This window comes from Hydrotalea sp. GW822-HT8A01 (genome assembly GCF_058798575.1).
Genome location: NZ_CM179506.1, coordinates 752,388 through 776,063, shown reverse-complemented (window position 1 = coordinate 776,063; position 23,676 = coordinate 752,388). Strand labels below are relative to the sequence as shown.

The 23,676-nt window shown below is 37.0% G+C and carries 20 protein-coding genes; 7 read left to right on the top strand and 13 right to left on the bottom strand.

Annotated features, from left to right (window positions below; all coding sequences use genetic code 11):
• Positions 1-69: 69 nt before the first annotated feature.
• The 5 genes from AC3QLY_RS03460 (at position 70) to pdxH (ending at position 7,427) form a co-directional block, all read left to right on the top strand.
• Complete coding sequence (locus AC3QLY_RS03460) at positions 70-1,047, top strand: c-type cytochrome (protein ID WP_218331250.1); 978 nt, start codon at positions 70-72, stop codon at positions 1,045-1,047.
• 319 nt (positions 1,048-1,366) lie between these two features.
• Complete coding sequence (locus AC3QLY_RS03455) at positions 1,367-2,341, top strand: nitrilase family protein (protein ID WP_074420398.1); 975 nt, start codon at positions 1,367-1,369, stop codon at positions 2,339-2,341.
• A 182-nt stretch (positions 2,342-2,523) separates the two neighbouring features.
• A complete protein-coding gene (locus tag AC3QLY_RS03450) occupies positions 2,524-3,582 on the top strand; it encodes an efflux RND transporter periplasmic adaptor subunit (RefSeq protein WP_218331251.1) in 1,059 nt (352 codons plus the stop codon).
• Between the two features lie 47 nt (positions 3,583-3,629).
• Positions 3,630-6,695 (top strand): efflux RND transporter permease subunit, encoded by a 3,066-nt coding sequence (locus AC3QLY_RS03445; protein WP_492990621.1) that lies wholly within the window; start codon positions 3,630-3,632, stop codon positions 6,693-6,695.
• Between the two features lie 87 nt (positions 6,696-6,782).
• Complete coding sequence (pdxH, locus tag AC3QLY_RS03440) at positions 6,783-7,427, top strand: pyridoxamine 5'-phosphate oxidase (protein WP_288071336.1); 645 nt, start codon at positions 6,783-6,785, stop codon at positions 7,425-7,427.
• Between the two features lie 90 nt (positions 7,428-7,517).
• Here the strand turns inward: pdxH and AC3QLY_RS03435 are convergent, their stop codons facing one another.
• From AC3QLY_RS03435 to AC3QLY_RS03420, 4 genes are all read right to left on the bottom strand, one after another.
• The gene (locus tag AC3QLY_RS03435; protein WP_492990619.1) at positions 7,518-8,078 is read right to left on the bottom strand and encodes a TlpA family protein disulfide reductase; all 561 of its coding nucleotides are present in this window, start codon (positions 8,076-8,078) and stop codon (positions 7,518-7,520) included.
• 56 nt (positions 8,079-8,134) lie between these two features.
• A complete protein-coding gene (locus tag AC3QLY_RS03430) occupies positions 8,135-8,554 on the bottom strand; it encodes a Fur family transcriptional regulator (protein WP_218331254.1) in 420 nt (139 codons plus the stop codon).
• Positions 8,555-8,570: 16 nt separating this feature from the next.
• Positions 8,571-9,206, bottom strand: coding sequence for an SCO family protein (locus AC3QLY_RS03425; RefSeq protein ID WP_218331255.1), 636 nt, complete (start codon positions 9,204-9,206; stop codon positions 8,571-8,573).
• Between the two features lie 663 nt (positions 9,207-9,869).
• Positions 9,870-10,082, bottom strand: coding sequence for a DUF4160 domain-containing protein (locus AC3QLY_RS03420; protein WP_394369754.1), 213 nt, complete (start codon positions 10,080-10,082; stop codon positions 9,870-9,872).
• Positions 10,083-10,099: 17 nt separating this feature from the next.
• Here AC3QLY_RS03420 and AC3QLY_RS03415 point away from each other — a divergent pair, with 17 nt between their 5' ends.
• Positions 10,100-10,531, top strand: coding sequence for a MerC domain-containing protein (locus AC3QLY_RS03415; protein WP_287100829.1), 432 nt, complete (start codon positions 10,100-10,102; stop codon positions 10,529-10,531).
• Between the two features lie 58 nt (positions 10,532-10,589).
• Here AC3QLY_RS03415 and AC3QLY_RS03410 read toward each other — a convergent pair whose 3' ends face one another.
• The 9 genes from AC3QLY_RS03410 to AC3QLY_RS03370 form a co-directional block, all read right to left on the bottom strand.
• Entirely contained in the window at positions 10,590-11,378 is a 789-nt protein-coding gene (locus tag AC3QLY_RS03410) for a peptidase associated/transthyretin-like domain-containing protein (protein ID WP_492990616.1), read from the bottom strand.
• A 102-nt stretch (positions 11,379-11,480) separates the two neighbouring features.
• Positions 11,481-12,212: an esterase family protein gene (locus tag AC3QLY_RS03405; protein WP_218331259.1), complete on the bottom strand. Its 732-nt coding sequence runs from the start codon at positions 12,210-12,212 to the stop codon at positions 11,481-11,483.
• Between the two features lie 15 nt (positions 12,213-12,227).
• Positions 12,228-12,968 (bottom strand): ParA family protein, encoded by a 741-nt coding sequence (locus AC3QLY_RS03400; RefSeq protein ID WP_218331260.1) that lies wholly within the window; start codon positions 12,966-12,968, stop codon positions 12,228-12,230.
• 172 nt (positions 12,969-13,140) lie between these two features.
• Positions 13,141-14,421 carry a chloride channel protein gene (locus AC3QLY_RS03395; RefSeq protein ID WP_218331261.1) on the bottom strand — a complete coding sequence of 427 codons (1,281 nt, stop codon included), beginning with the start codon at positions 14,419-14,421 and terminating at the stop codon, positions 13,141-13,143.
• Between the two features lie 194 nt (positions 14,422-14,615).
• Positions 14,616-15,242 (bottom strand): response regulator, encoded by a 627-nt coding sequence (locus AC3QLY_RS03390; RefSeq protein WP_288097177.1) that lies wholly within the window; start codon positions 15,240-15,242, stop codon positions 14,616-14,618.
• 590 nt (positions 15,243-15,832) lie between these two features.
• Positions 15,833-16,450, bottom strand: coding sequence for a response regulator (locus AC3QLY_RS03385; RefSeq protein ID WP_287100826.1), 618 nt, complete (start codon positions 16,448-16,450; stop codon positions 15,833-15,835).
• Entirely contained in the window at positions 16,443-18,404 is a 1,962-nt protein-coding gene (locus tag AC3QLY_RS03380; protein WP_218331957.1) for a tetratricopeptide repeat-containing sensor histidine kinase, read from the bottom strand. Before AC3QLY_RS03380 ends, AC3QLY_RS03385 begins: the two co-directional genes overlap by 8 nt.
• Before the next feature lie 224 nt (positions 18,405-18,628).
• Positions 18,629-20,674: an excinuclease ABC subunit UvrB gene (gene uvrB, locus AC3QLY_RS03375; RefSeq protein WP_218331959.1), complete on the bottom strand. Its 2,046-nt coding sequence runs from the start codon at positions 20,672-20,674 to the stop codon at positions 18,629-18,631.
• A 133-nt stretch (positions 20,675-20,807) separates the two neighbouring features.
• Positions 20,808-21,212 carry a hypothetical protein gene (locus tag AC3QLY_RS03370; RefSeq protein WP_287100825.1) on the bottom strand — a complete coding sequence of 135 codons (405 nt, stop codon included), beginning with the start codon at positions 21,210-21,212 and terminating at the stop codon, positions 20,808-20,810.
• Positions 21,213-21,286: 74 nt separating this feature from the next.
• Here AC3QLY_RS03370 and katG point away from each other — a divergent pair, with 74 nt between their 5' ends.
• The gene (gene katG / locus AC3QLY_RS03365; protein WP_228733256.1) at positions 21,287-23,530 is read left to right on the top strand and encodes a catalase/peroxidase HPI; all 2,244 of its coding nucleotides are present in this window, start codon (positions 21,287-21,289) and stop codon (positions 23,528-23,530) included.
• Positions 23,531-23,676 lie beyond the last annotated feature (146 nt).

The window sequence follows — 23,676 nt, the reverse complement described above, 5'->3', positions numbered from 1 at the left end:
TAACTTCATAGGCTATTCTGCAAAATCCCATACCCTGTATCCGTTTGTATTTAATTAAATCTGCTGAACATGAAAAAAATATTGCTTCGGGTAGGGTTGTTTTTGCTATTGCTGATAGTAGGATTATTGGTTTACCTTAAATTTTTTCTTCCAAATGTGGACAATGCACCTATAATAACAGTAGAAATTACACCTGAAAGGGTACAACATGGCGCCTATTTGGCCAATCATGTTACGGTGTGTATGGATTGCCATTCTACCCGCAATTGGAAGAAGTATACCGGGCCATTGACTCCCGGCACAGAAGGAAAAGGGGGCGAATATTTTGGAGAAGAATCTGGTTTCCCGGGTAAATTTTATTCCAAAAATATTACACCTGTTAATTTAAAAAACTGGACCGATGGCGAAATTTACAGGGTGATGACTACGGGTGTTGATAAAAATGGGAATGCCATTTTCCCGGTAATGCCCTACACTTATTTTGGAAAGATGGATAAAGAAGACGTGTTTGATATCATTGCCTACATTAGAACGCTGCATCCTATTGAAAATGATATTCAACCCCGTTCCATCAACTTCCCCATGAATTTTATTTTAAATACACTGCCTCAAAAAGCAGTACCACTTAAAAAACCTGCTAAATCAGACACACTTGCTTACGGGCATTATTTGGTGAGTATTGCCGCTTGTATGGAATGCCATACACAAAAAGATAAAGGAAATTTGAGGATGGAATTGACTTTTGCAGGCGGACGAGTCTTTAAAATGCCCAACGGAAACGTAATTTCTGCCAATATTACGCCGGATGCAGAAACAGGTATTGGTAACTGGTCTAAAGAAAGTTTTATTGCCCGGTTTAAAACCTATAGTAATATCGCTAATTTGGAAAATATGACACCAAATAAAGTAAATACAATTATGCCCTGGTCTATGTATGGTGGAATGGATACCAGCGATTTGATAGCGATTTATGTTTACTTAAAATCCTTACCACCTATCAAAAACAAAGTGCAGCATTTTGAATTGAATGTTATTCAAAATAAATAGTGAAAAAGAAATATATTTATTGGGGGGACAGAGCTTCCGGGGTTTTAATTGAATAGCCGTTGTATCATAATTTGTCTGTTAAAGATGAATACAAAAAATGTTAACTGTCGCCGAGTTTAACTTATAATTGTAGCAGATCTCTCTATGATTCTGACAAAATTTTTTAATTTGAATTGTAAATCAGGTACTTACAACGGAAATACTGAATATGAACTTTATAAAAACTACAATAACTTTTGATGATTTTTATGGTATAGCAACGCATAATTAGATCGATACAGATTTTTTTAACATGATAATTTTTTAAAAAATGTTATAAATGAAAAAATTTAAAATATCTACTGCTCAATTTGAGAACAAAAGTGGTGATAAGAATTACAATCTTTCAATTATTGAAAAACTATCGGAAAAGGCATCTCAAGAAGGTTCTAATGTAATTGCATTTCATGAATGTTCTATTACTGGATATACATTTGCACGACAACTTACAAAAAAGCAAATGCTTGATTTAGCTGAGTTCATCCCTGAAGGTCAAAGTATTTTAAAATTGAAAAAAATTGCAAATAAATTTGATATAATTATATTAGCAGGTTTGTTTGAGAAAGACAAAAATGATAATTTATTTAATGCCTATGTTTGTGTTGATAAAAATGGTATGGTTGCAAAATATAGAAAACTGCACCCTTTCATTAACCCTTATTTAACTGAAGGAAAAGCTTATTGCATTTTTGAAATTCATGGATGGAAATGTGGAATCCTGATTTGTTATGATAATAATGTAATAGAGAACGTAAGAGCTACAACACTTTTAGGAGCTAATATCATTTTTATGCCGCATGTTACTATGTGTACCCCTTCCACACGACCTGGTTCGGGATTTGTTGACCCAAAACTTTGGAAAAACAGAGAAGCTGATCCAACATCATTACGATTAGAATTTGACGGAATGAAAGGACGAGATTGGTTAATGAAATGGTTGCCCGCAAGAGCATATGATAACGGGGTATATGTCGTTTTTTCAAATCCAGTAGGAATGGACGATGACCAATTAAAAAATGGATATTCTATGATAATTGACCCTTTCGGAGATATTCTTGCAGAGTGTTGCACTTTTGAAGACAGTCTGGTAACATCCACTATCACGCCAGAAAAACTTATTCAAGCTGGTGGGCATCGTTATATTAATGCAAGGAGACCAGAATTGTATAAGGACATTATTGGGCAAAATCACAAATCGGAACAGACAGTTGTATGGCTAAACACTAATGAAAAAAATAAAATATACCGCAAATAACTATATAATAGGGTATCCAATGTACAGTTGAATAGAATTAACCCCTTTATAGCACTACTTCGCATTTTCAAATACCCTCTTTTGAATCTTAGATTCAATGGTTTCATCCATTCATCCCTGATTTACGTTCCCACCTTTTATTTTTGGCTATATTAGCAACCAAACTTTAACCCACTGTTTCAATGATAAAACCCATTCTTGTAGTAATTGTATCACTTGCTATTTTTATATATGGATGCCATAGCAAAAGAGAAAACAATGCTGCCCAAACACCACCATCGGTTATACCGGTTGTAGATGTATTAATTGCAAGGCCGCAAAGTATTGTTTCGCAAATTGAAGCCAATGGAACTGTTGTTGCTAATGAATATGTTGAACTAAAACCCGAAGTAAGTGGCCGATTAACCTATTTGAATGTGCCCGAAGGTAAATATGTTACCAAAGGCACTGTTATTGCTACTATGAATGATGCCGATTTACAGGCACAATTGGCTAAATCGAAAGTATTGTTGCAGTTGGCAGAAATAACAGAGGCTCGCAATAAAAAATTACTTGCCATTAATGGCATTAATCAAAGCGATTATGATGCATCACTAAACCAGGTACAAAGCATACGGGCAGATATGGCGTATACCCGGGCGCTGATTGATAAAACTGTAATCAAAGCTCCATTTGATGGTGTAATGGGATTGCGACAGGTAAGTCTGGGTGCATATTTAACACCTGCCAATACCATTGCCTCTTTGCAACAATTGAATCAGGTTAAAATAGATTTTACCCTGCCGGAAGAGTATGCCCGTTATATTCGCAAAGGCAATACCGTTATGGTGCAAAGCGATGCCGCTGTTAAACCGATACAAAAAGCCACTATTATTGCCGCTGAACCACAAATTAATACAGCTACCCGTAACATTAAGATAAGAGCTGTATTGGAAGAAGGAGGGGTTAATCCCGGCGCTTTTGTAAAAGTGCTGGTAGCTACTAATCAGGATAAAAAAGCCATTTTAGTACCTACCAATGCACTGATACCCGATGATAAAAATAAACAGGCAGTATTAGTGAAGCATGGAAAAGCTTTTTTTGTAAATGTAGAAACGGGTTTACGGCAAGCCGATGCTATTGAAATTACAAAAGGTATTCAGCCTGGCGATTCTGTTGTGGTAACAGGCGTTTTATTTGCCCGTCCGCAAAATGCAGTTCAGGTGAGAAGCATTAAACAACTGACTGATTTTAGTAATTAATGCTACCCGGATTTCTGCTATTGTTCAACTTATAGATACACCGATACATGAATATATCTGCTTTATCGTTAAAACGTCCGGTATTAGCTACTGTGATGAACCTCATTATTATTTTATTCGGAATAGTGGGGTATACTTTTTTGGCTGTTCGCGATTATCCGGCAATCGATCCTCCGATTATTACCGTTTCCACCAACTATACCGGTGCTAATGCCGATATTATTGAGAGCCAGATAACAGAACCACTCGAAAAACAAATTAATGGCATTCCCGGTATTCGATCTATTTCTTCTTCCAGTAGTTTGGGCAGCAGCCAAATTACCGTTGAATTTAATTTGGGTACCGATTTAGAAGCTGCTGCCAGTGATGTACGCGATAAGGTAGGGCAGGCACAACGGGGACTTCCGCAAGATATAGATGCACCACCAACAGTTTCAAAAGCCGATGCCAACAGCGATTTTATTTTAATATTGGCCGTGCAAAGCCGCACTAAAAGCTTATTGGAACTAAGTGATTATGCCGAAACAGTTTTGCAACAGCAATTGCAAACCATTAAAGATGTAAGTTCCATTAATATATTCGGACAGAAAAGATATGCGATGCGACTATGGCTGAATCCGGCTAAAATGTTGGCACATAATATAGCATTTACTGATATTGGCAATGCACTACAAACTGAAAATATAGAATTGCCCCCCGGAAAAATTTATGGGAATAATACCGAAATGGTGATAAGAACCATGGGGCGTTTAACCAATGAACAACAATTTCGAGATTTAATTATAAAAGAAGATTCAACAGGTATTGTTCGGCTGAACGATGTAGCAAAAGTTGAATTAGGGCCTGAAAATATAGAGCAATCCTGGAAGTACAATGGCGTCAATGCAGTAGGGTTAGCTATTATTCCACAACCCGGCGCCAATAATATTGAAATTGCGAATGAGTTTTATCGCCGTCTTAAACAAATGGAATCTTCCAATAAATCTGATATTCAGTTTCATGTATTAATAGATAATACCATCAATATCCGAAAAAGTTTGGCCGAGGTAAAAGAAACATTACTCATTTCTTTTGCCTTGGTGGTATTGGTTATTTTCTTCTTTTTCAGAAACTGGCTAATTGCATTGCGACCGTTAATCGATATTCCCATTTCATTAATCGGAACTTTCTTTGTAATGTATATTGCCGGCTTTTCCATCAATATTCTAACCCTGTTAGGTATTGTACTGGCAACGGGTTTGGTGGTGGATGATGGTATTGTAGTAACAGAAAATATCTTTCGGAAGTTAGAGGAAGGCATGCCGATAAGAAAGGCTGCTTTAGAAGGCAGTAAAGAAATTTTCTTTGCAGTAATATCTACTTCCATTACGTTGGCTGTAGTATTTCTGCCGGTTATTTTCTTAGAAGGATTTGTGGGCCGCCTGTTTAGAGAGTTTGGGGTAACGCTGGCTGCTGCGGTTTTAATTTCTGCTTTTGTTTCCTTAACTATTACACCCGTTCTGAATGTGTATTTAAATACCAAAAATGCGCATGAAGGTTGGTTTTATAAAAAAACAGAACCTTTTTTTACCGGAATGGAGGCTTTATACCAACGTACATTGCAAGGCTTCATGAAAATAAGATGGATGGCCTGGGTTATTGTTGGTATATGTTTGGTATTAATTGGTTTTTTAATTAAAAACCTGCAAACAGAACTGGCACCAGTTGAAGACCGCAGCAGTATACGCTTTGTGGTAACTGCACCGGAAGGCACCAGTTATAATTATATGGTAAACTTTGTAGATAAGTTTGCCAATTATTTGTATGACTCTATACCAGAAAGAGATTTTGTTTTTGCCAGAACACCTGCCGGTCCGGGAAGCAACACATCACAGCCACGTTTGGGCTTAATTGATCCTACATTAAGAACCCGTAGCCAGGCAGATATAGCTAATGAACTCCAAAAAAAATTAGGCCAGTTTAATGATGCCCGCATTTTTGCTATTCAGGAGCAAACTATTTCTGTTGGTTTGGGTTCAAGAGGTTCTTTGCCTATTCAATTTATTTTGCAAAATCAGGATTTGAATAAACTGAAAAATATAATCCCTAAATTTTTAGAAGAGGTTCGGAAGGATAAAACTTTTGCCAATGCAGATGTTAATATCAAGTTCAATAAACCGGAAGTACAACTTACAGTTGATAGGATGAAAGTAAAAGACCTGGGCTTAAGTACTGCCGATGTGGTTGGTGCCATTCAGGCTGCATTCAGTGGTGGACGATTGGCTTATTTTATCATGAATGGTTATCAGTATCAGGTAATTGCACAGATTAATCGGTCAGGAAGGAATAATCCTGATGATATTAAAAATGTATTTCTTCGTTCTAAAACAGGCGAAATTATTCCTTTGGATGCGGTAGTTCATTTAGAAGAAAACAGTAACCCGGCTACGTTATATCACTTCAATCGCTATAAGTCGGCTACTATTTCTGCTTCATTGGCTGAAGGTAAAACCATTGGTGATGGTATTAATGCCATGCAGGCAATTTCAAATCGGTTGTTAGATGAAACTTATCACACGGCGCTGAATGGCCCGTCCCGGGATTATGCAGAAAGTTCTTCTAACATTCTGTTTGCTTTTATCTTAGCATTAATACTGATTTATTTGGTATTGTCGGCTCAGTTCGAAAGTTTTCTGGATCCGTTTACCATTATGTTAACTGTACCACTGGCGCTGGCAGGTGCTTTGCTTAGTTTGTTTCTTTTTCACCAAACACTCAATATATTTTCTGAGATTGGTATGATTATGTTGATTGGCCTTGTTACTAAAAATGGTATTTTGATTGTAGAATTTGCCAATCAAAAAAGAGGCAATGGGTTAGAAAAAGAAGCAGCAGTTGTGCAGGCTGCTACTCAACGCTTAAGGCCTATTTTAATGACGAGTCTGGCTACTTCATTAGGCGCTTTGCCTATTGCACTGAGTTTAGGGGCAGCTTCAACCAGTCGTATTCCCTTAGGTATTGTTGTGGTAGGCGGTATTTTGTTTTCACTAATTCTTACCCTGTTTGTTATTCCTGCTGTATACACATATATTTCTGGAAAACACAAGCGTAAAGAGTTTGAGATTATTGAATAAGGCAGCTGCTTTTAATTTGTCAATTTGTATGAACTGATGAAAATCAGTACATGTATTGTATACTTACCATTAATTTTGTACAAAAAAATGCGTTTAGATATTGCGAATATCCGGAAAGATTATAAGTTGCAATCTTTTGACGAATCAGATTGCGCTGATAATCCATTTACTCAGTTTGAAGCTTGGTGGGAACAGGCTATAGAAAGTGAAATTGATGAAGTCAATGCCATGACGTTAGCTACTGCTTCAAAAACAGGGTTACCTTCGGCCCGTATTGTATTGTTGAAAGATTATAGTGAAAAAGGCTTTGTTTTCTACACCAATTACAATAGCTATAAAGGCAGGGAGTTAGAAGAAAATCCACATGCTGCATTGGTATTTTTTTGGAAAGAATTAGAGCGACAGGTGCGTATACAGGGTTTGGTAGAAAAAGTTCCTGCGTCAGAAAGTGATGTCTATTTTCAACAAAGGCCTGTGGGCAGCCGTATTGGTGCCTGGGCATCGCCTCAAAGTGCTGTTATAGCCAATCGGTCAATTTTAGAAAATGAGGTATTGTTGTTTGAAAATAAATTTAAAGAAACTGCTATTCCACGCCCTCAGCACTGGGGTGGATATGTGGTAAAGCCTACTGCCATTGAATTTTGGCAGGGTAGAAGCAGTAGGCTACACGACAGAATTCAGTATACTTTACAACCCGGTGGCAGCTGGAAAAAAGTTCGACTGGCACCATAACGGTAATGGGTTTACTGTTTCTGTTGGCTATGCTTTGGTTTTTTATAATTGAGTACCATTTAATTGCACAATTATTCCGAAAGTTTTATTTTATTGAAGTAATTGTTTTATTTCCGGACTGTTATAATCGCCCATACCGGTTTGCTGGTGAATAATTTTCCCATCTGCATCAAAAATAAAAGTGGTAGGAATCCCCTCTACATTAAATAAAGCAGGAAGTTCCTGCGCAGGATAATACACGGGCATGGTATATCTTTTATCTTTCATAAACTGGATGGCTTTGCTAAAATCATCATCCATTGAAAGAAATACAAAAGCCACTTTACTGCTGTCGGTGCTGCTGTATAAAGTTTGTAAAGAAGGCATTTCGGCACGGCAGGGCGGGCACCAAGTGGCCCAAAGATTTACTAAAACTTTTTTTCCCTTGAATGCATCTTTGATGTTGATTACATTTCCGGCTGCATTTTTTATATTGAATATTGGTAATGCACTGGCATTGCTGTTAACAGCAGGTGGTGGAGGAGGAACTGAGTTGCTACCTGGAGCCTGCATATTTTCATTATTCCCACTATTTTTACAGCCTGTAAATGTGATAAAACTTGTAACAAATACAAGTATTAAAAATTTGGTTGTTATTTGTTTTATTGACATGAATCTATAGTTTTAAATTTTAAAAATCTTTTTATTTTATTTATTTTTTTATATATTTACTGATTACAATGTGCACACAAACCTTTAATGAGTACATCGGTTTGATTGGTTTGAAAACCTTTGGGCAATACAATGGCCGGCGATGTAATATGGTCCAGGCAATATGTGGTGCCGCATTTGTCGCAGATAAAATGAATGTGGTTATCATGGTGATGCCCTTCGGAACAATCATCTTTACACAATGCATATAAAATGGAATTATCCGGACTGGGAATGGTGTGAATTAAACCTTTCTCAACAAAAATCTGCAATGTACGGTAAATAGTTACCCTATCAAACTGATCGCCGGTTTTTTCTTCAATTGCAGCATGGGTTAGTGCACCGTTCGATTGATGAAACAGTTGCAAAATAGCCAGTCTGCTGGGGGTAATACTTAAACTGTTTTTTTTTAATATTGAATTGATTGCATTGGGCATATTGCAAATAGGTATTTTATTTCGCCTTGTTATTATCGGGTTGTTCTTTTAATAATTCCTCAATATCGTGTTTTAATTTATCTAATTCATCTTTTTTCAGCGTATCATACACCTGGCCGCGTACAATGCCGTTTTTATCTACCAGTGCTACAAATTGGGTATGAATAAAATCATCTTTTATGTCGTTTACAGCATTTTTAGGATCATCAATGCCATAACTGTAGCGTGCCATTTTATACAAACTGTCTTTTCTTCCCGTTAAAAATTCCCATTGTTGGGTATTTACCTGCATTGAGTCTGCATACCTTCTCATTCTTGGCACTGAATCTGTTTCAGGATCGCAGGTGTGTGAAAGTATCATAAAATCTGGTCGTCCTTTAAACGTTTCATAAATGGATTTTAAATTGTTGTTCATTCTTGGGCAAATGCCTTTACAAGTGGTAAAAAAATAATTAACAACACATACCTTGCCTGCAACATCTGCATTGGTAATATCTTTCCCATCCTGATTGGCAAAACGGAAAGGTTGCACCGTACTTCTTTCCGTTAAGGTACTTCGCTTAAACATGTCGGTTACTCTTGAAATAACAAACATGAAAACAGCAATTAATGCAATAAAAAACAAACCATAACCTAAAGCCTTCTTATTCATCTGCTCAAATTTAGACTACAAATTTACGGTAACGTTCAGATAAATGTATTTTGTGTAATAGTGCCATCATTCAATTTCTAAATAGATCGTATATTCTTCGTAAACTTTAACAATTCAGCTGTTTTTAAAAAAGAATTTAGTTGGTTACAAAATTTAAGATAATTGTAAAGCAAACGGTAATAAAATTGTCAGCCCAATTGAACAAAATGGAGAAGAAATTACTCAATTATTCAAGAATTACTTAAAATTTATTACTGCAAATGAAAAGGTTACAGTAAAGCAGTATGCAATTAGTTTCCGTATGTTTTAAGAATTGATGCAACTGATAAATCCTCATCAAATCAATAAGTGGCCAATGAGTACCATACCCGGAAGGTGATACCTGATAAAAATTTCTTTGAAGATTGTTGGCTGATTTTAATTTAGGTGATATTTTTTCCAACGATATTTTTAGTTGTTTCCCATCAATACTTATAATCATTGATGTTTCATCGAACGTGATGTCTTGTCCTGTATGGTATACATTGCAATCATGGTACTAATTTTTAAAGTATTGGTTCCAGGTGTCTACAATCAGATCGAAGTGCTGGTAGATAATTTTTTTTAATTTCTCTATTTGCTGACGGTGTCATAATTATGTGCGAAAGCTTCTTTTATTTTAACCTAATCAACCCAAAACCAGAATTTACATTCCATATCACCTTTTTCTGCATGAATATGAATGGGTTCATTCCCCTTGTTAGAGTAGAAAAAAAGTTGCCAACCAAAAATGTAAAAGACAGTAGGCAAACTATGCAAGTTTACTGAATTTGTTGGACAGATTTTACCAGATTTTATATCCTTCTTTGAAATATTTTTTTTGCAACAAAGTTGCATTATATTATCTTTGCAGCATGCAATTCAAAAAGGTAAACTGGGACATGTTGGGCATTGTTACTTCGGTAGCCTGCGCCATTCATTGCGCTTTATTACCCATTGTATTAACCAGTTTACCCCTGTTTGGAATAGAAATTATTCACAACCGGGCTTTTGAATTCTTCATGATTTTTTTAGCATTTGTAATTGGGGCTTTTTCACTGCTAAGGGGCTATTTATACAAGCACCATCAATTAAAGCCGCTCATTATTTTCTCGGTGGGCATTCTGTTCTTGCTGGCAAAGCAAATATGGCATCACTGGGAAATTGTTTTATTAATACCGGCGGTTATTTTAATTGTATATGGACATTTGTTAAATAATAGAACCTGCAGTTACCGTTCGGCCAGTGCCAATGATGCTGCAAAAGTAATGGTACCAACAGATCATTTGCATCAAAAAGCAGTATAAAATTCATTGAATTTTTGAATAAAGCAGCCATTTAAAATTGCATGAGCCCTGTCAGGCTTTAAAAGGGAGTATCTTCTTTTCTAAAATAATGTTTGTCTAATCCCAAACGGTTCATGTATTGGCGGTAACATTGTTCAATATAATATCCAAATTCCAGATCGTTCAGCATTTTTAAAATATCATAATCAGGCCTGTATTTAACCATAAAACTGTCTAATTGCGGAGAAGAAAGCCCGGTAATTTTTTTTACAAAACCCTTATTGAAACGATGGTCAATATAAGCATCCTGCTCCTGCTGAATTAATCTGCGTTGTAATGATTCTATACTTTGATTGCGTTTGCGGCGAAAAAGGTTAATAATTTCATCTAAATCTAAACCTACAGTAACACTGCCTGGGTTATAACCCGATGGTCCATCACTTAAACGAAGGCCCGGTTTTCTAAAGTTAAAAATTTTGGCATAGTCCTGTCTGTTTTGAATTGAATCTAATCGATAATTACGATTCCGAACACTTACATCGGGCAAATTATATGCGTTTAGAAAAATTTGAATATTGAATGCGTCTGTATTAGAAATGGTATCAACCGGATATTTCATGGTGGTTTTATTCAGTAATGAAAACCAGATAGAGTCATGTGAATTGACCATTATACTGTAATGCCCCAGCGAATCGGTAAGTGTACCCCTGCCGGAAGAGGTAATTACAGCCACTGCTTCTATAGGCCTTCTGGCAGAAATATCATAAACAGTACCACGTATCGGAAAAGCTTTAGCGGGTTGCTGGCCATGCAATTCGGCTATTCCACAAAAAAATAATATGGTAAGTAAGTAAAAATATTTAGTCAAACTGTTCAATTGGTGCTGTAATATTAAAGCCAAATCTATAAAGCAGCGCTGCTTTAAGCAGGAATTAACATGTTATTTGAAGATTTTTTTAAAACAGCCTCGTTAAAATTTATTTTCTATAATATAAGGCAGCATATTGCGCCAGGTTGGCCAGTCATGTACCACATCGGGGCCCCATATTTCCAAATCGTTCCAAATACCTTTATCCCATAAAACTTTCGAGAATCTTTTTCCAGACTCGGGGTCTTCATGTGTACCGGCACCGGAATAAATATGAATATGATGGCTGGCTTTAATTTTATCTAAATACCAGTGATCAGCCAGATTGGGTATGTAATGAATAGGGCTGTTATAATACACTTGCTCATCCCAATAACCTTTTGTATATTCTGTTAAATCATATACGCCACTCATGCTAATGGCTCCATTGATGATATCAGGTCTTTTTAAAAATAAATTCATGGCATGCAGGGCACCAAAACTGGCACCACAGGTAAAAATATGTGTATTGGCACTGGTGTGGTTCCGAATATAAGGCACCACTTCATTGTGTACATATTCATTGAACTGATTTTGGCGAATGGCTTTGTGGGCTGATTCCATTTCATCATTCATCCAACTTTGTTTATTCATGCTATTGATACTGAATACTTTAATTTTTCCGGCATAAATAAATGGTGAAAGGGCTTCAATTAACTGAAAGCGTTCATATTCCAAAAAATCGGCGGCGGCAGTGGGTATTAATAAAACCGCAAATCCAAAATAACCATAAACGGCAATGGGCATTTCTTCCTGCAATGCCGGACTATACCAGGAAGTTATTTCTTTTACCATACAGGAATTATCAGTTTACAGGCAGTTTCTTTTTATTTCTTTCCAAACATCTCTAAAACACTGGGCTGCATAAGTGTTGGCTGCATAGGTTTCTAAAGGAGCCTGATGTATGCCCATTTTTTCGATATCACTAAGATAAGGGATATAATTTTTTAGAAATAGCTTGTCTTTATAAAATTCGTTCATGGTTTCGTGATGCAAATTTTTTCGGTGGTCTACCATGCTGAAAAAACATTTTATTTTTTCGATATTTAAATCATTGTCTTTAAAATATTGCAAAACAGTTTCAAATGAGCGAATGGATAAAGTGGTAGGGATATTGGGCATTAAAATCCAGTCGGCCGTAAAGAAAATAGCTTCATGCAGAATAGATAATCCCGGCGGGCAGTCAATCATCACCAGGTCATATTCTTTTTTAAAACTGTTAATGAGCGCCGCAAATTTCTTTTTAAACTGTTTCATTTCATTCAATAAAACATCTGCATAACGGGCAGAAAGATCGGCAGGTATTACCGATAAATGTTCATAGGCCGAAGGCATTACCGCATCGGCAATATCCATTTCCTGTAATAAAATTTTTTTCGACTCATTTTTTGTGCCGGGTGTAACAGCAAGGTAAAAGGAGGCGGAACCCTGGGGGTCTAAATCCCATACCAATGTTTTTTTACCTTCTTTAGCAGCTAAATAAGCCAGGTTAACGGCGGCGGCAGTTTTGCCAACACCTCCTTTCAGATTGTAAAATGCTAATGTGACCATACCTTAAATATACAAAACATTTGAATGCATGAAATATTCTATACACTTTTTTTGCAAAAGAATGGCCGGAAAAATGAAAGAATGATTTGTGATAAAATTATACTGACAAAATTAGCCAAAGATACTGAAGATGGGAGTCAGAATGGGAGGATGCCAATCAGGTTATATAATTTTATGCAACTCTTTTAAGTGTTTGCGCAGGTGATTGATAGCTGTATACAGTGTAACCACAAATCCATTGTGCGGCATATTTTGCTATAAAACTACCCAAAAGAATGGGGATAAAGAGGCTATAGCCGCCTGCTACCAAACCACAGGTTAAAAACAGTGAGGTGAGCGGTGCATCAATTGCAGCACTGAGCATAGCAGCAGCACCTACCAATGCAAAATTAATGACAATAAGATGTAGACTAAAGTAGTGATTCAATACCAAAGCCACCAACATACCCAGAACGGCACCGGTTACAATACTGGGTGCAAATACACCACCATCGCCGCCGGCACCCAATGTTAAAGAGGCGACCAACGGTTTTAAAAGCACAATAGTCAGAAGTATACAGGCAAAAGTGATGGAAAAAGCCGCTTCATTGGCTTTGTTGATTAACGCAGGTAAAGCATGATAACTATCACCATATAATTGAGGAAAAAACAGGATGGCAATACCTACCAAAATGGCACCCACATTCACACGGATAAAATTATTGTTGATTTTTGCGAAACGTGCCTTGGTAAAAATGACCAACTTGGTAAAACACACCGCCACAAAGCCGGAAATAATGCTCAGTAAAACAAAATAGGGGATGGCTTCCATTTTCCATCCGGCCACAGAAAATTTAAATAACTTTTCTCCTTCCATGGCTTGCAACATGAGCCAGGAAACACCGGCTGCAATACCACTACTCAATACTATGGTTTTTGAAATCTTTCTTGCTATTACCTCAATCGCAAACAGAAATCCTGCCAAAGGGCTGCCAAATAAAGTGGCGATACCTGCCGCAACACCAGCAGTTATTAACTCGGTTTTATAAATATTTGCAATACTGCCCTTTTTGTGTGCAGTGGCACCCACTGCTGCAGTTGCCACCACGGTAGATACTTCTACACCGGTAGATCCGCCAAAAATAACTGTTAAAAAACCATTGAAATAATGCGAGGGTATTTTATAGGTGGGCAATTCATTTTTTCTATTGGAAATGGTAGTATAAATTTCTTTAATGCCTTTGTTTTGTTTGCCTTTAAAAAGGTATTTTCTTAAAAAATAAATCAGTGTAATGCCAACCGAAGGTAAAATGAAGAAAGCGAACTTAAAATGACTTGCAGTTTTAAAAATTTGTGTTTCATAGTGTGCAGTAATCATTTTTAAAGAATCGGCCAGTAATATAGAAAGTAACGATACAATTATGGTAGTAATCAATAATTTTAAATAGTGAATGAGTATAATATTATAACGCATGCAGTGCAGAATTTAATGAATACATTTCAACAGATTGGTAAACAAGGTGCATGTACCAAATTGATTGCAAAATTAAATATAAGTGATGCAGGTATTTGTTAAAATGCTAATAATCCGGTTAAATACAGGCTGCACATCAAACTGCAATTGATGAAGAAACAATTATTGCAATGCTGAAATTATTGAAGGGCAGGTTACAACAAATTATTTTCAATAGCATATTTAATCAGTTCTGCATTGTTGTGAACATGCATTTTACTTAGAATACGTGCCTTATATGTACTAATGGTATTTACGCTAAGTGATAGGGCCTCAGATATTTCTGAAATTGTTTTTCCTTTAATAATGAGCTGTAAAACCTGAAATTCACGATCTGAGAGTTGTTCGTGTGGTGCTTTTTCAAAATCATCGCCATAAGCTTCGGCTAATATTTCAGCTACTTCCGGGGTAATGTATTTTTTCCCTCTTAATAATGTATTAATGGCTGTTACCAATTCTTCGGGGGCACTTTCTTTGGTTAAATAGCCGGAGGCGCCGGCACGTATGGCCCTAAGTGCATATTGTTCAGGCGCATGGGTACTGAGCACCAGAATGGGTATGTGCGGACTAATATCTTTAACTTGTTTAATGGCATCTATACCCGATAACCCAGGCATGGAAATATCAGAAATTATGATATCCCACTTTTGTTTCATCACTTTTTTAATTAAATCGGTACCTTCTGAAACCTCTTCTATTTCTGCAGAAGGGAAAGATTTTTCCAATATCATGATTAACCCTTTTCTCAACACATTGTGGTCGTCGGCTAAAATTATTTTCATGTGAATATTTTATTTTCTAAATTTTCAATATAAAATTCACACATAAAATTTTCTTTGCTGAGCAATGCAATCGCAAGAAAGTTTTATGGTTCATTTCATAGGAATTTATCCAATCCGTTTTTTGCTTTTTTAATGGACCTTGTTGCAAATATATCTACTTCATGAAAAAACACCCTGAAAGATTATGCAACTGGTAAGATAGACTTTTTTTTTGATACTACAAAGCGCAGGTTAAAATGATTACAAAGGGTGGTATTAAAAGTACATCAAAAAAATGGCATCCCTGGAAAGGGACGCCCATAAATCCTATATCCTATGAAAAACCAAAACGTTTTTAACCCCCTAACCCAGAAAACATTCTGTAATTCAATACAGCAAATGTGAGGTTTTTTAACCAATCACCACTTCACCCATTAGTATGATTTTTTCTAATAGAATTGGAAGAATATGACGCCATAAAGCAGCTTTATAATCCATAAATGGCAAATAGTTGCAAAGTAGGCTGCGGCTATATTTTATTGGCATAAAATGGCAATAATTTCAAAGCAGTTTTTTTCAACCACATTTATGCGGTTTTTTATTGCAATTACCTACAGCCAGTTGCGCAATTTGGCAATGGCTGCAGTGCGGGAAGTAACTTCCAGTTTGCCATATATATTGGCAATATGTGTTTTAATGGTATTCACAGATAAATAAAATGCTTCTGCCATTTGCTGGTTGGTTTTGCCATCATAAATGGCATTTAAAATTTCAAATTCCCGTTCACTCATGGGTTTTACCAAATGCCTGTTAATGGCTTTCAGCGAAAGTATGGGGTAGGCGGCTTTGTGTTGCTGCGCATGGTTGTGCAGGGCAATTTCCAGATTTACCAGTACATCTTTTTCATCGAAGGGTTTTACAATATAGCCCGCTGGTATGGTTTTAATGGCACGTTCCAAAGTAAGCCTGTCGGCATGTGAGGTAAGGAATACAAAGGGTAATTTGTATTTGGCATTAATTACTCCGGCAAGATCAATGCCATCTCTTTCTTCATGCAAATTAATATCCAATAAAATAGCATCAGGTAAATTGGTCTCTAATTCCTGTAAGGCATCAGAGGTATTATAGGCAATACCGGATACACAAAAATCAAGATTGGTTAGGCATTGTGCAATATCAGCAGCAATCAGCGGCTCATCTTCAATAATTAATATTTTAATTTCACTCATATACAGCAGTTGCTTTTTTGTACAAAGGAATGATAAGGGTTACCGTGGTTCCTTTTGTGCCGTCAATATACAAATCTGCTTTCAATTTTTGAATAAATGAATGTATTAACTGATAACCCATTGTAGTGAATTGGTGGTGTTGAAAATCATCGGCAAGCCCAACACCATCATCTTTTACCTGTAAAATTAATTTATCCTGCCACGTGTGGAGTGAAACCCAAAGATGTCCGGAATCCCTACCCTCAAATGCATATTTTAAAGCATTGCTGATAAGTTCATTTAAAATAAGCCCAATGGGTATCAGGTTGTCTATTTCTAACTGAACCGGGTCTATTTGCATGTTGAGGTGAATTTGCCCTTCATTTACTTTATAAGAGTTAAACAGATTGGTGGTTAACTTTTCAATATATTCCTGCATATTTATGCCGGCAAAATTTCCTTCAACATATAAATTTTGATGGATCAATGCCATTGCTTTTACCCGGTCTCTGGCTTCTTTAATGGCTGCAACGGCTTTTTCGTCCTGTATGGTTTTGCTTTGCAGGTTTAATAGGCTGCTAATTACCTGAAGGTTGTTTTTTACACGATGGTGTATTTCTTTTAAAAGTACCTCTTTATCAGCCAGTGATTGTGTAATGATGGTATTTTTATGGGCCAACTCATTATTTAGTTTTTCTTTGTTGTGATACAATATTAAGATGGTACCTAAACTGAAAGTAAGCATAATTAAACCAATACTGTAAAAAATAATAATATTTTTTTTGTCTTTCAACGCCAGGCTCTTTAGCTCATTGTCTTTATTCAAAATTTCAATTTGCTGGTCTTTTTGTTTGGATTCGTATTTTGCAGATAAATCATTGATGTTTCGTATGTTTTCTTCTGTTCTTAATGAGTCTGCATTTTCTTTGTAGGCTTTATAATAAATCAGTGCTTTTTCAGAATCGCCAGTAGCTTCATAGGCGTCGGTTAGTATTTTGTAGAAATAGCAGTTGAGTTCTATTTTATTGTTATCGCCCACTGAAGGCAGGTGTAAGCCCTGTTCCGCATAATTAATGGCGATGGGATATTCTTTTTTGCCCAAATAAGCTTCGCCTAAACCTACCAGCAAATAGGAATAAACGGTTACATCCTTATTGATATTTGGTATAACAGCAATTTTATTAAAATAACCCAGGGCACGGTTGTACTGATTTTTTCCATTGTAACAGAAACCCATGTTTAAATAGGCGTTGTGTAACAGGTTGGGTGACGAAGCTTTTTCTGCAAAACGGATAGATTTGTTTAGAAAATAAATGGCACTATCGTATTTTTTTTGGCGTTGGTATACATCGGCCATGTTACTGTAAATATTGGCCAAATCGTCGGTATCTTTTCTATCAGTATAAATTTGTAAAGCTTCATTCAGGTAATAAATGGCATTCGTATAACTTTTGGTAAGACTATACAGTATACCAATGTTATTATAAGTGTCTGCTACCTGTATTTTATTGTCTAATTTATTGCGGGTTTCCAATGCTCTGAAATGCCAAAACAATGCACTGTCTAAACGCCCTTCCAAATAATAAGAAAGTGCCATATTATTTTGTGCATTGCCCAATCCTGCTTCATCATTGTGTTTTAAATTAATGTAAATAGCTTTTTGTAATAAAAATCTCGATTTGTAAAATTCATGTTGTAAATCATAGGCCTGCGCCAGATTATTAAATACTTTGGCCTGTAATAATTCATTGGGCAATTTATTGCAAAGTAATAAAGCTTTTTCGCCATATAAAACAGCTTTTTGCGGGTCAATGGAAAGATAGCTAAAGCATAATTTGTACAATCCTTCTATTTTAATACTGTCTGTAGTACCATTATAGACCATTTCTTCCAGTGAATCTAAAGTGGGCAACTGGCCAAATGAATGGATGGTAAAGGCGAAGGTAAAAAGTACAAAAGCAGCAAATGACTTCATTCTTCAAAAATAAAGGTATATAGGCAAGTGATTGTACTAAACAATATACTCTATTTTATTCGGAAAAAGAAAAAATAGAAGGGCTGCCAGATGAGTTTTTTGAATAGCGATTTAAAAAAAGTTGCCTTGGTATTTTAAAATAAGCTTATCTGCCGCGCTTGAAGGTTAAAAAAATATTTTTTTTGAAAGGTGAGGCGTATTTTAAATAATACAAAAGTTACCTGCTATTGGGTTTTTGCATTTTTTAATGTTTCTAATTGTTCCTGTAAAGCAAACATTTTATCGCGCAGATGGGCGGCTTCAATAAACTCTAAATCTCTGGCTGCTTTTTCCATTTGTTTTTTGATTTGCTGAATGGCTTTCTCCATTTGTGGAATGGTTTGATAAGTAACTTCAGCTTCTGCAGCTACTAATGTGTTCAACTGAGCTGCATCATCTGTACCTGTATTTTCTTCATTCTTAATATCCAAAACAGCGGTTTGCTGCATAATTTGCGCAATTGATTTTTTTATGGTGGTGGGGGTAATATTGTGTTCAATATTGTAGGTAATTTGTTTTTCTCTTCTGCGGTTGGTTTCATCAATGGTGCGTTGCATGCTTTCGGTAATCTTGTCTGCATAAAAAATTACCAGCCCGTCTACATTTCTGGCTGCACGACCTGCTGTTTGTGTTAATGATTTTTCGTTACGTAAAAAGCCTTCTTTATCTGCATCTAATATCGCTACCAAAGAAACTTCCGGTAAGTCAAGCCCTTCCCGTAATAAGTTTACACCTACCAAAACATCAATTTCTCCGAGGCGCAGTTGCCGGAGTATTTCAACACGGTCTAATGTATCTACATCACTGTGAATGTATTTTGATTTGATGTTAATGCGGTGCAGGTATTTATCCATTTCCTCTGCCATACGCTTGGTAAGGGTAGTTACTAAAACGCGGTCGCCTTTGCGTACACGCTTATCAATTTCATCTAATAAATCATCAATCTGGTTAACAGATGGGCGTACTTCAATGGGTGGGTCTAATAAACCTGTAGGCCGCACCACTTGTTCAATTACTACACCGCCCGTCTTTTCCAGCTCATACTCTCCTGGGGTAGCACTTACAAAAATGGTTTGTCCAATTAAATTTTCAAATTCATGAAAATTCAATGGGCGGTTATCTAAAGCGCTGGGTAAACGAAAACCATATTCTACCAACACAAGTTTCCTGCTTCTGTCGCCTCCATACATGCCTGCTATTTGTGGAATGGTTTGGTGGCTTTCATCAATAACACATAAAAAATCTTTAGGGAAATAATCTAATAAGCAAAACGGACGGGTACCGGGTTGACGACGATCAAAAAAACGAGAATAATTTTCAATACCATTACAATAACCCAGTTCACGAACCATTTCCAGATCATACTCCACCCGCTCTTTAATACGTTGAGCTTCAATAAACTTACCAATACGGTTAAAATATTCTACCTGCTCACGCATCTCATCCTGAATTTCATAAATTACCTGTTGCAAAATATCTTTTGGTGCCAGGTATAAATTTGCCGGGAAGATGGCTGCATTTTCCAATGTGCCTATTCTTTTTCCGGAAATCAAATCCAGACTTTCAATGGTTTCAATTTCATCGCCAAAAAAACAAACCCGGTAACCATAATCGGCGTAGGGTAAATTGATATCAACGGTATCGCCTTTTACACGGAAAGTTCCTCTGCTAAATTCAACCTGCGAACGGCTGTATAATGCATTGACCAAAGCATGTAAAAAGCCTTGACGAGAAATTACCTGACCTTGCTGAATACGAATAATACCATTTTCATAATCGGTTGGGTTTCCCATGCCATAAATACAGCTAACGCTCGCCACCACAATAATATCTCGCCGGCCGGTTAACAGTTGTGAGGTAGCCTGTAGGCGCAGTTTGTCTAACTCCTCATTAATGCTTAAATCTTTTTCAATATAAGTATCACTCACTGGCATATATGCTTCCGGCTGATAGTAATCATAGTAGCTAACAAAATAACCAACGGCATTATTGGGGAAAAACTGTTTAAACTCGCCATACAGTTGTGCTACCAGTGTTTTATTGTGCGTTAGCACCAACGTAGGGCGTTGCACTTGATGAATAACATTGGCAATGGTAAATGTTTTACCGCTACCGGTAACACCCAGTAAGGTTTGATAGGTTTCGCCGGCTTGTAACCCATTTACCAATTGTTGAATGGCTTCAGGCTGATCGCCGCTGGGTTGATAAGGTGCATTTAACTGAAAAGGCATGTTGCAAATTACTGCAAAGCCTTAAGAAAAAGCATTTTTGTTCAGGTAGATGTAAGAATGAAATTTTTTTGAAAAGCAATATGGATAAAAAAATAGTGCAGTAATAGCAAGTGAAATAAAACGAATTGAACCATTAATCCTCCAGCTTTTTAAAATTTAAACGGATGTTTTCATATTCTTTTGTACTGGTGTAGGTTAATGTTTTTCTTCGAATTCTGAATGGAACTTTATCTAATTCATACAACCTTTCTACAGGATAAATTCTGGTAATATAGCCGTGTTTTTGATTCAATGTGTTTGGAATGTGTAAAGCAATAAAGTTGTAGGTTTGTACAATCATTGAATCAAAATCATGGGTAAAAATTTGTACAACATTTTTTGATTTAGAAAAATTTACGTCATATAAAATAGCGTTGTTTTTAAACAGGCTCACTGCTTCAATATAAATAGGATCTTCTTTGTCGGCCAATAATGAAATTTTATATACCATTAAAAATGTTGGTACACAGGCATGATTATAGATATTGTCTATAGTCACATAAAGGTTATAAATAAAAATTATTTTCTGATTGTTGTAAATTTGGTTTTTCTAAACACTGAAAACGATTAAAAATGGAAAATATCACAAATCACGAAACAGCAACACACAAAATGAATGGTGAATTCAAATGTCCCTTTACCAATGGAATGCTGAAGAAAGGTGCGGGTGGTGGCACCAGTATTCATGACTGGTGGCCTAACCAGTTGAAACTAAATATTCTCCGCCAGCATTCTTCCCACTCCAACCCTATGGGTGATAAGTATAAGTATGCAGAGGAATTTAAAACACTCGATTTAGCTGCAGTAAAAAAAGATATTTTCGAGCTGATGACCACCTCTCAGGACTGGTGGCCGGCCGATTATGGCCATTATGGCCCGTTCTTTATTCGCATGGCCTGGCATAGTGCCGGCACATATCGTATTCACGATGGCCGCGGAGGGGCAGGCTCCGGCTCTCAAAGATTCGCACCTTTGAACAGTTGGCCCGATAATGCCAATCTGGATAAAGCACGCAGGTTGTTATGGCCCATTAAACAGAAATATGGTAAAAAAATATCTTGGGCCGATTTGATGGTACTTGCGGGTAACTGTGCACTTGAATCAATGGGTTTCAAAACCTTTGGTTTTGGTGGCGGCAGAGAAGATGTGTGGGAGCCTGAGCAAGACATTTATTGGGGCTCAGAAACCGAATGGTTGGGCGATAAGCGTTACACCGGCGATCGTGAACTGGAAAATCCGCTGGCAGCCGTTCAAATGGGCCTAATTTATGTAAACCCGGAAGGTCCTAACGGTAATCCCGATCCGTTAGCTGCTGCTCGTGACATTCGCGAAACGTTTGGTCGTATGGCTATGAACGATTATGAAACAGTGGCATTGATTGCTGGTGGGCATACTTTCGGTAAAACACATGGTGCGGCTGATCCTTCTAAATATGTTGGGCGTGAACCAGCAGGTGCAGATATTGAAGAACAAGGGTTAGGCTGGAAGAATACTTTTGGAACGGGCAACGGAACAGATACCATTACCAGTGGTTTAGAGGGAGCCTGGACAAAAACACCAACAAAATGGGATAATAATTTTTTTGAAACGTTGTTTGGATATGAATGGGAACTCACCAAGAGTCCGGCCGGTGCATATCAATGGAAGCCCAAAAATAATGCAGGTGCCGGAACGGTGCCAGATGCACAGGACCCCTCAAAAGGCCACGCTCCATTTATGCTAACCACCGATTTGGCATTGCGTTTAGACCCTGTGTATGAAAAAATATCCAGACATTTCTATGAAAATCCCGATGAGTTTGCAGATGCTTTTGCAAAAGCCTGGTTCAAATTAACACATCGTGATATGGGGCCAATTGCACGCTATCTCGGCTCTGAGGTACCTAAGGAAGTGCTCATCTGGCAAGATCCCATCCCTGCTATTACATTTCAATTAATAGACGATAAAGATATTGCTGCACTCAAGGTTACAATACTGAATTCCGGCTTGTCTGTTTCTGAACTGGTATCTACCGCCTGGGCATCTGCATCCACTTTCCGTGGCTCTGATAAACGTGGTGGTGCTAATGGTGCCCGCATTCGTTTGGCGCCACAGAAATACTGGGAAGTGAACAACCCTGCTCAGTTGAATAAAGTGCTGGATATATTTGAAAGCATTCAAAATAAATTCAATGCTTCACAATCGGGCAATAAAAAAGTTTCACTGGCAGATTTGATTGTTTTGGGTGGATGTGCTGCTGTGGAGAAAGCAGCAAAAGATGCCGGATTTACAATCACTGTTCCTTTTACACCCGGACGTAATGATGCTGCACAAGCGCACACCGATGTGGAATCATTTGCAGTATTAGAGCCTGTTGCTGATGGATTTCGCAATTATAAAAAAGCAAACGCTGCCTATGCTGCATCGGTAGAAGAAATGTTGATTGATAAGGCACAATTGCTTACACTTACTGCTCCTGAAATGACGGTGTTGGTTGGTGGAATGCGTGTTCTGAATACGAATTACGATCATTCAAAACATGGGGTATTTACCAACAGACCCGAAACATTAACCAATGATTTCTTCCTTCATTTGCTGGATATGCGCAATATGTGGAAGCCAACTTCTGATGCTAGAGAATTTTTTGAAGTTCGTGACAGAAAAACAGGGGAGGTGAAGTTTACTGCAACCCGTGTAGATCTCATTTTTGGATCAAACTCAGAACTCAGAGCTATTGCTGAAGTGTATGGATGTGATGATGGAAAAGAAAAGTTTGTGCATGATTTTGTAGCAGCCTGGAATAAGGTGATGAACCTTGACCGTTTTGATTTGGCCTGATTACAAAACCATGATAGATAGTTTAAAAAGGTAGTCTGAAAAAGGCTACCTTTTTCCTGACTTCCGCACTTTGTATTAAACAAAACACATATAATTAATAATCAGTGATTTAGGTTGCCAAAAATGCTTGTTTTGGGTGTTAATTT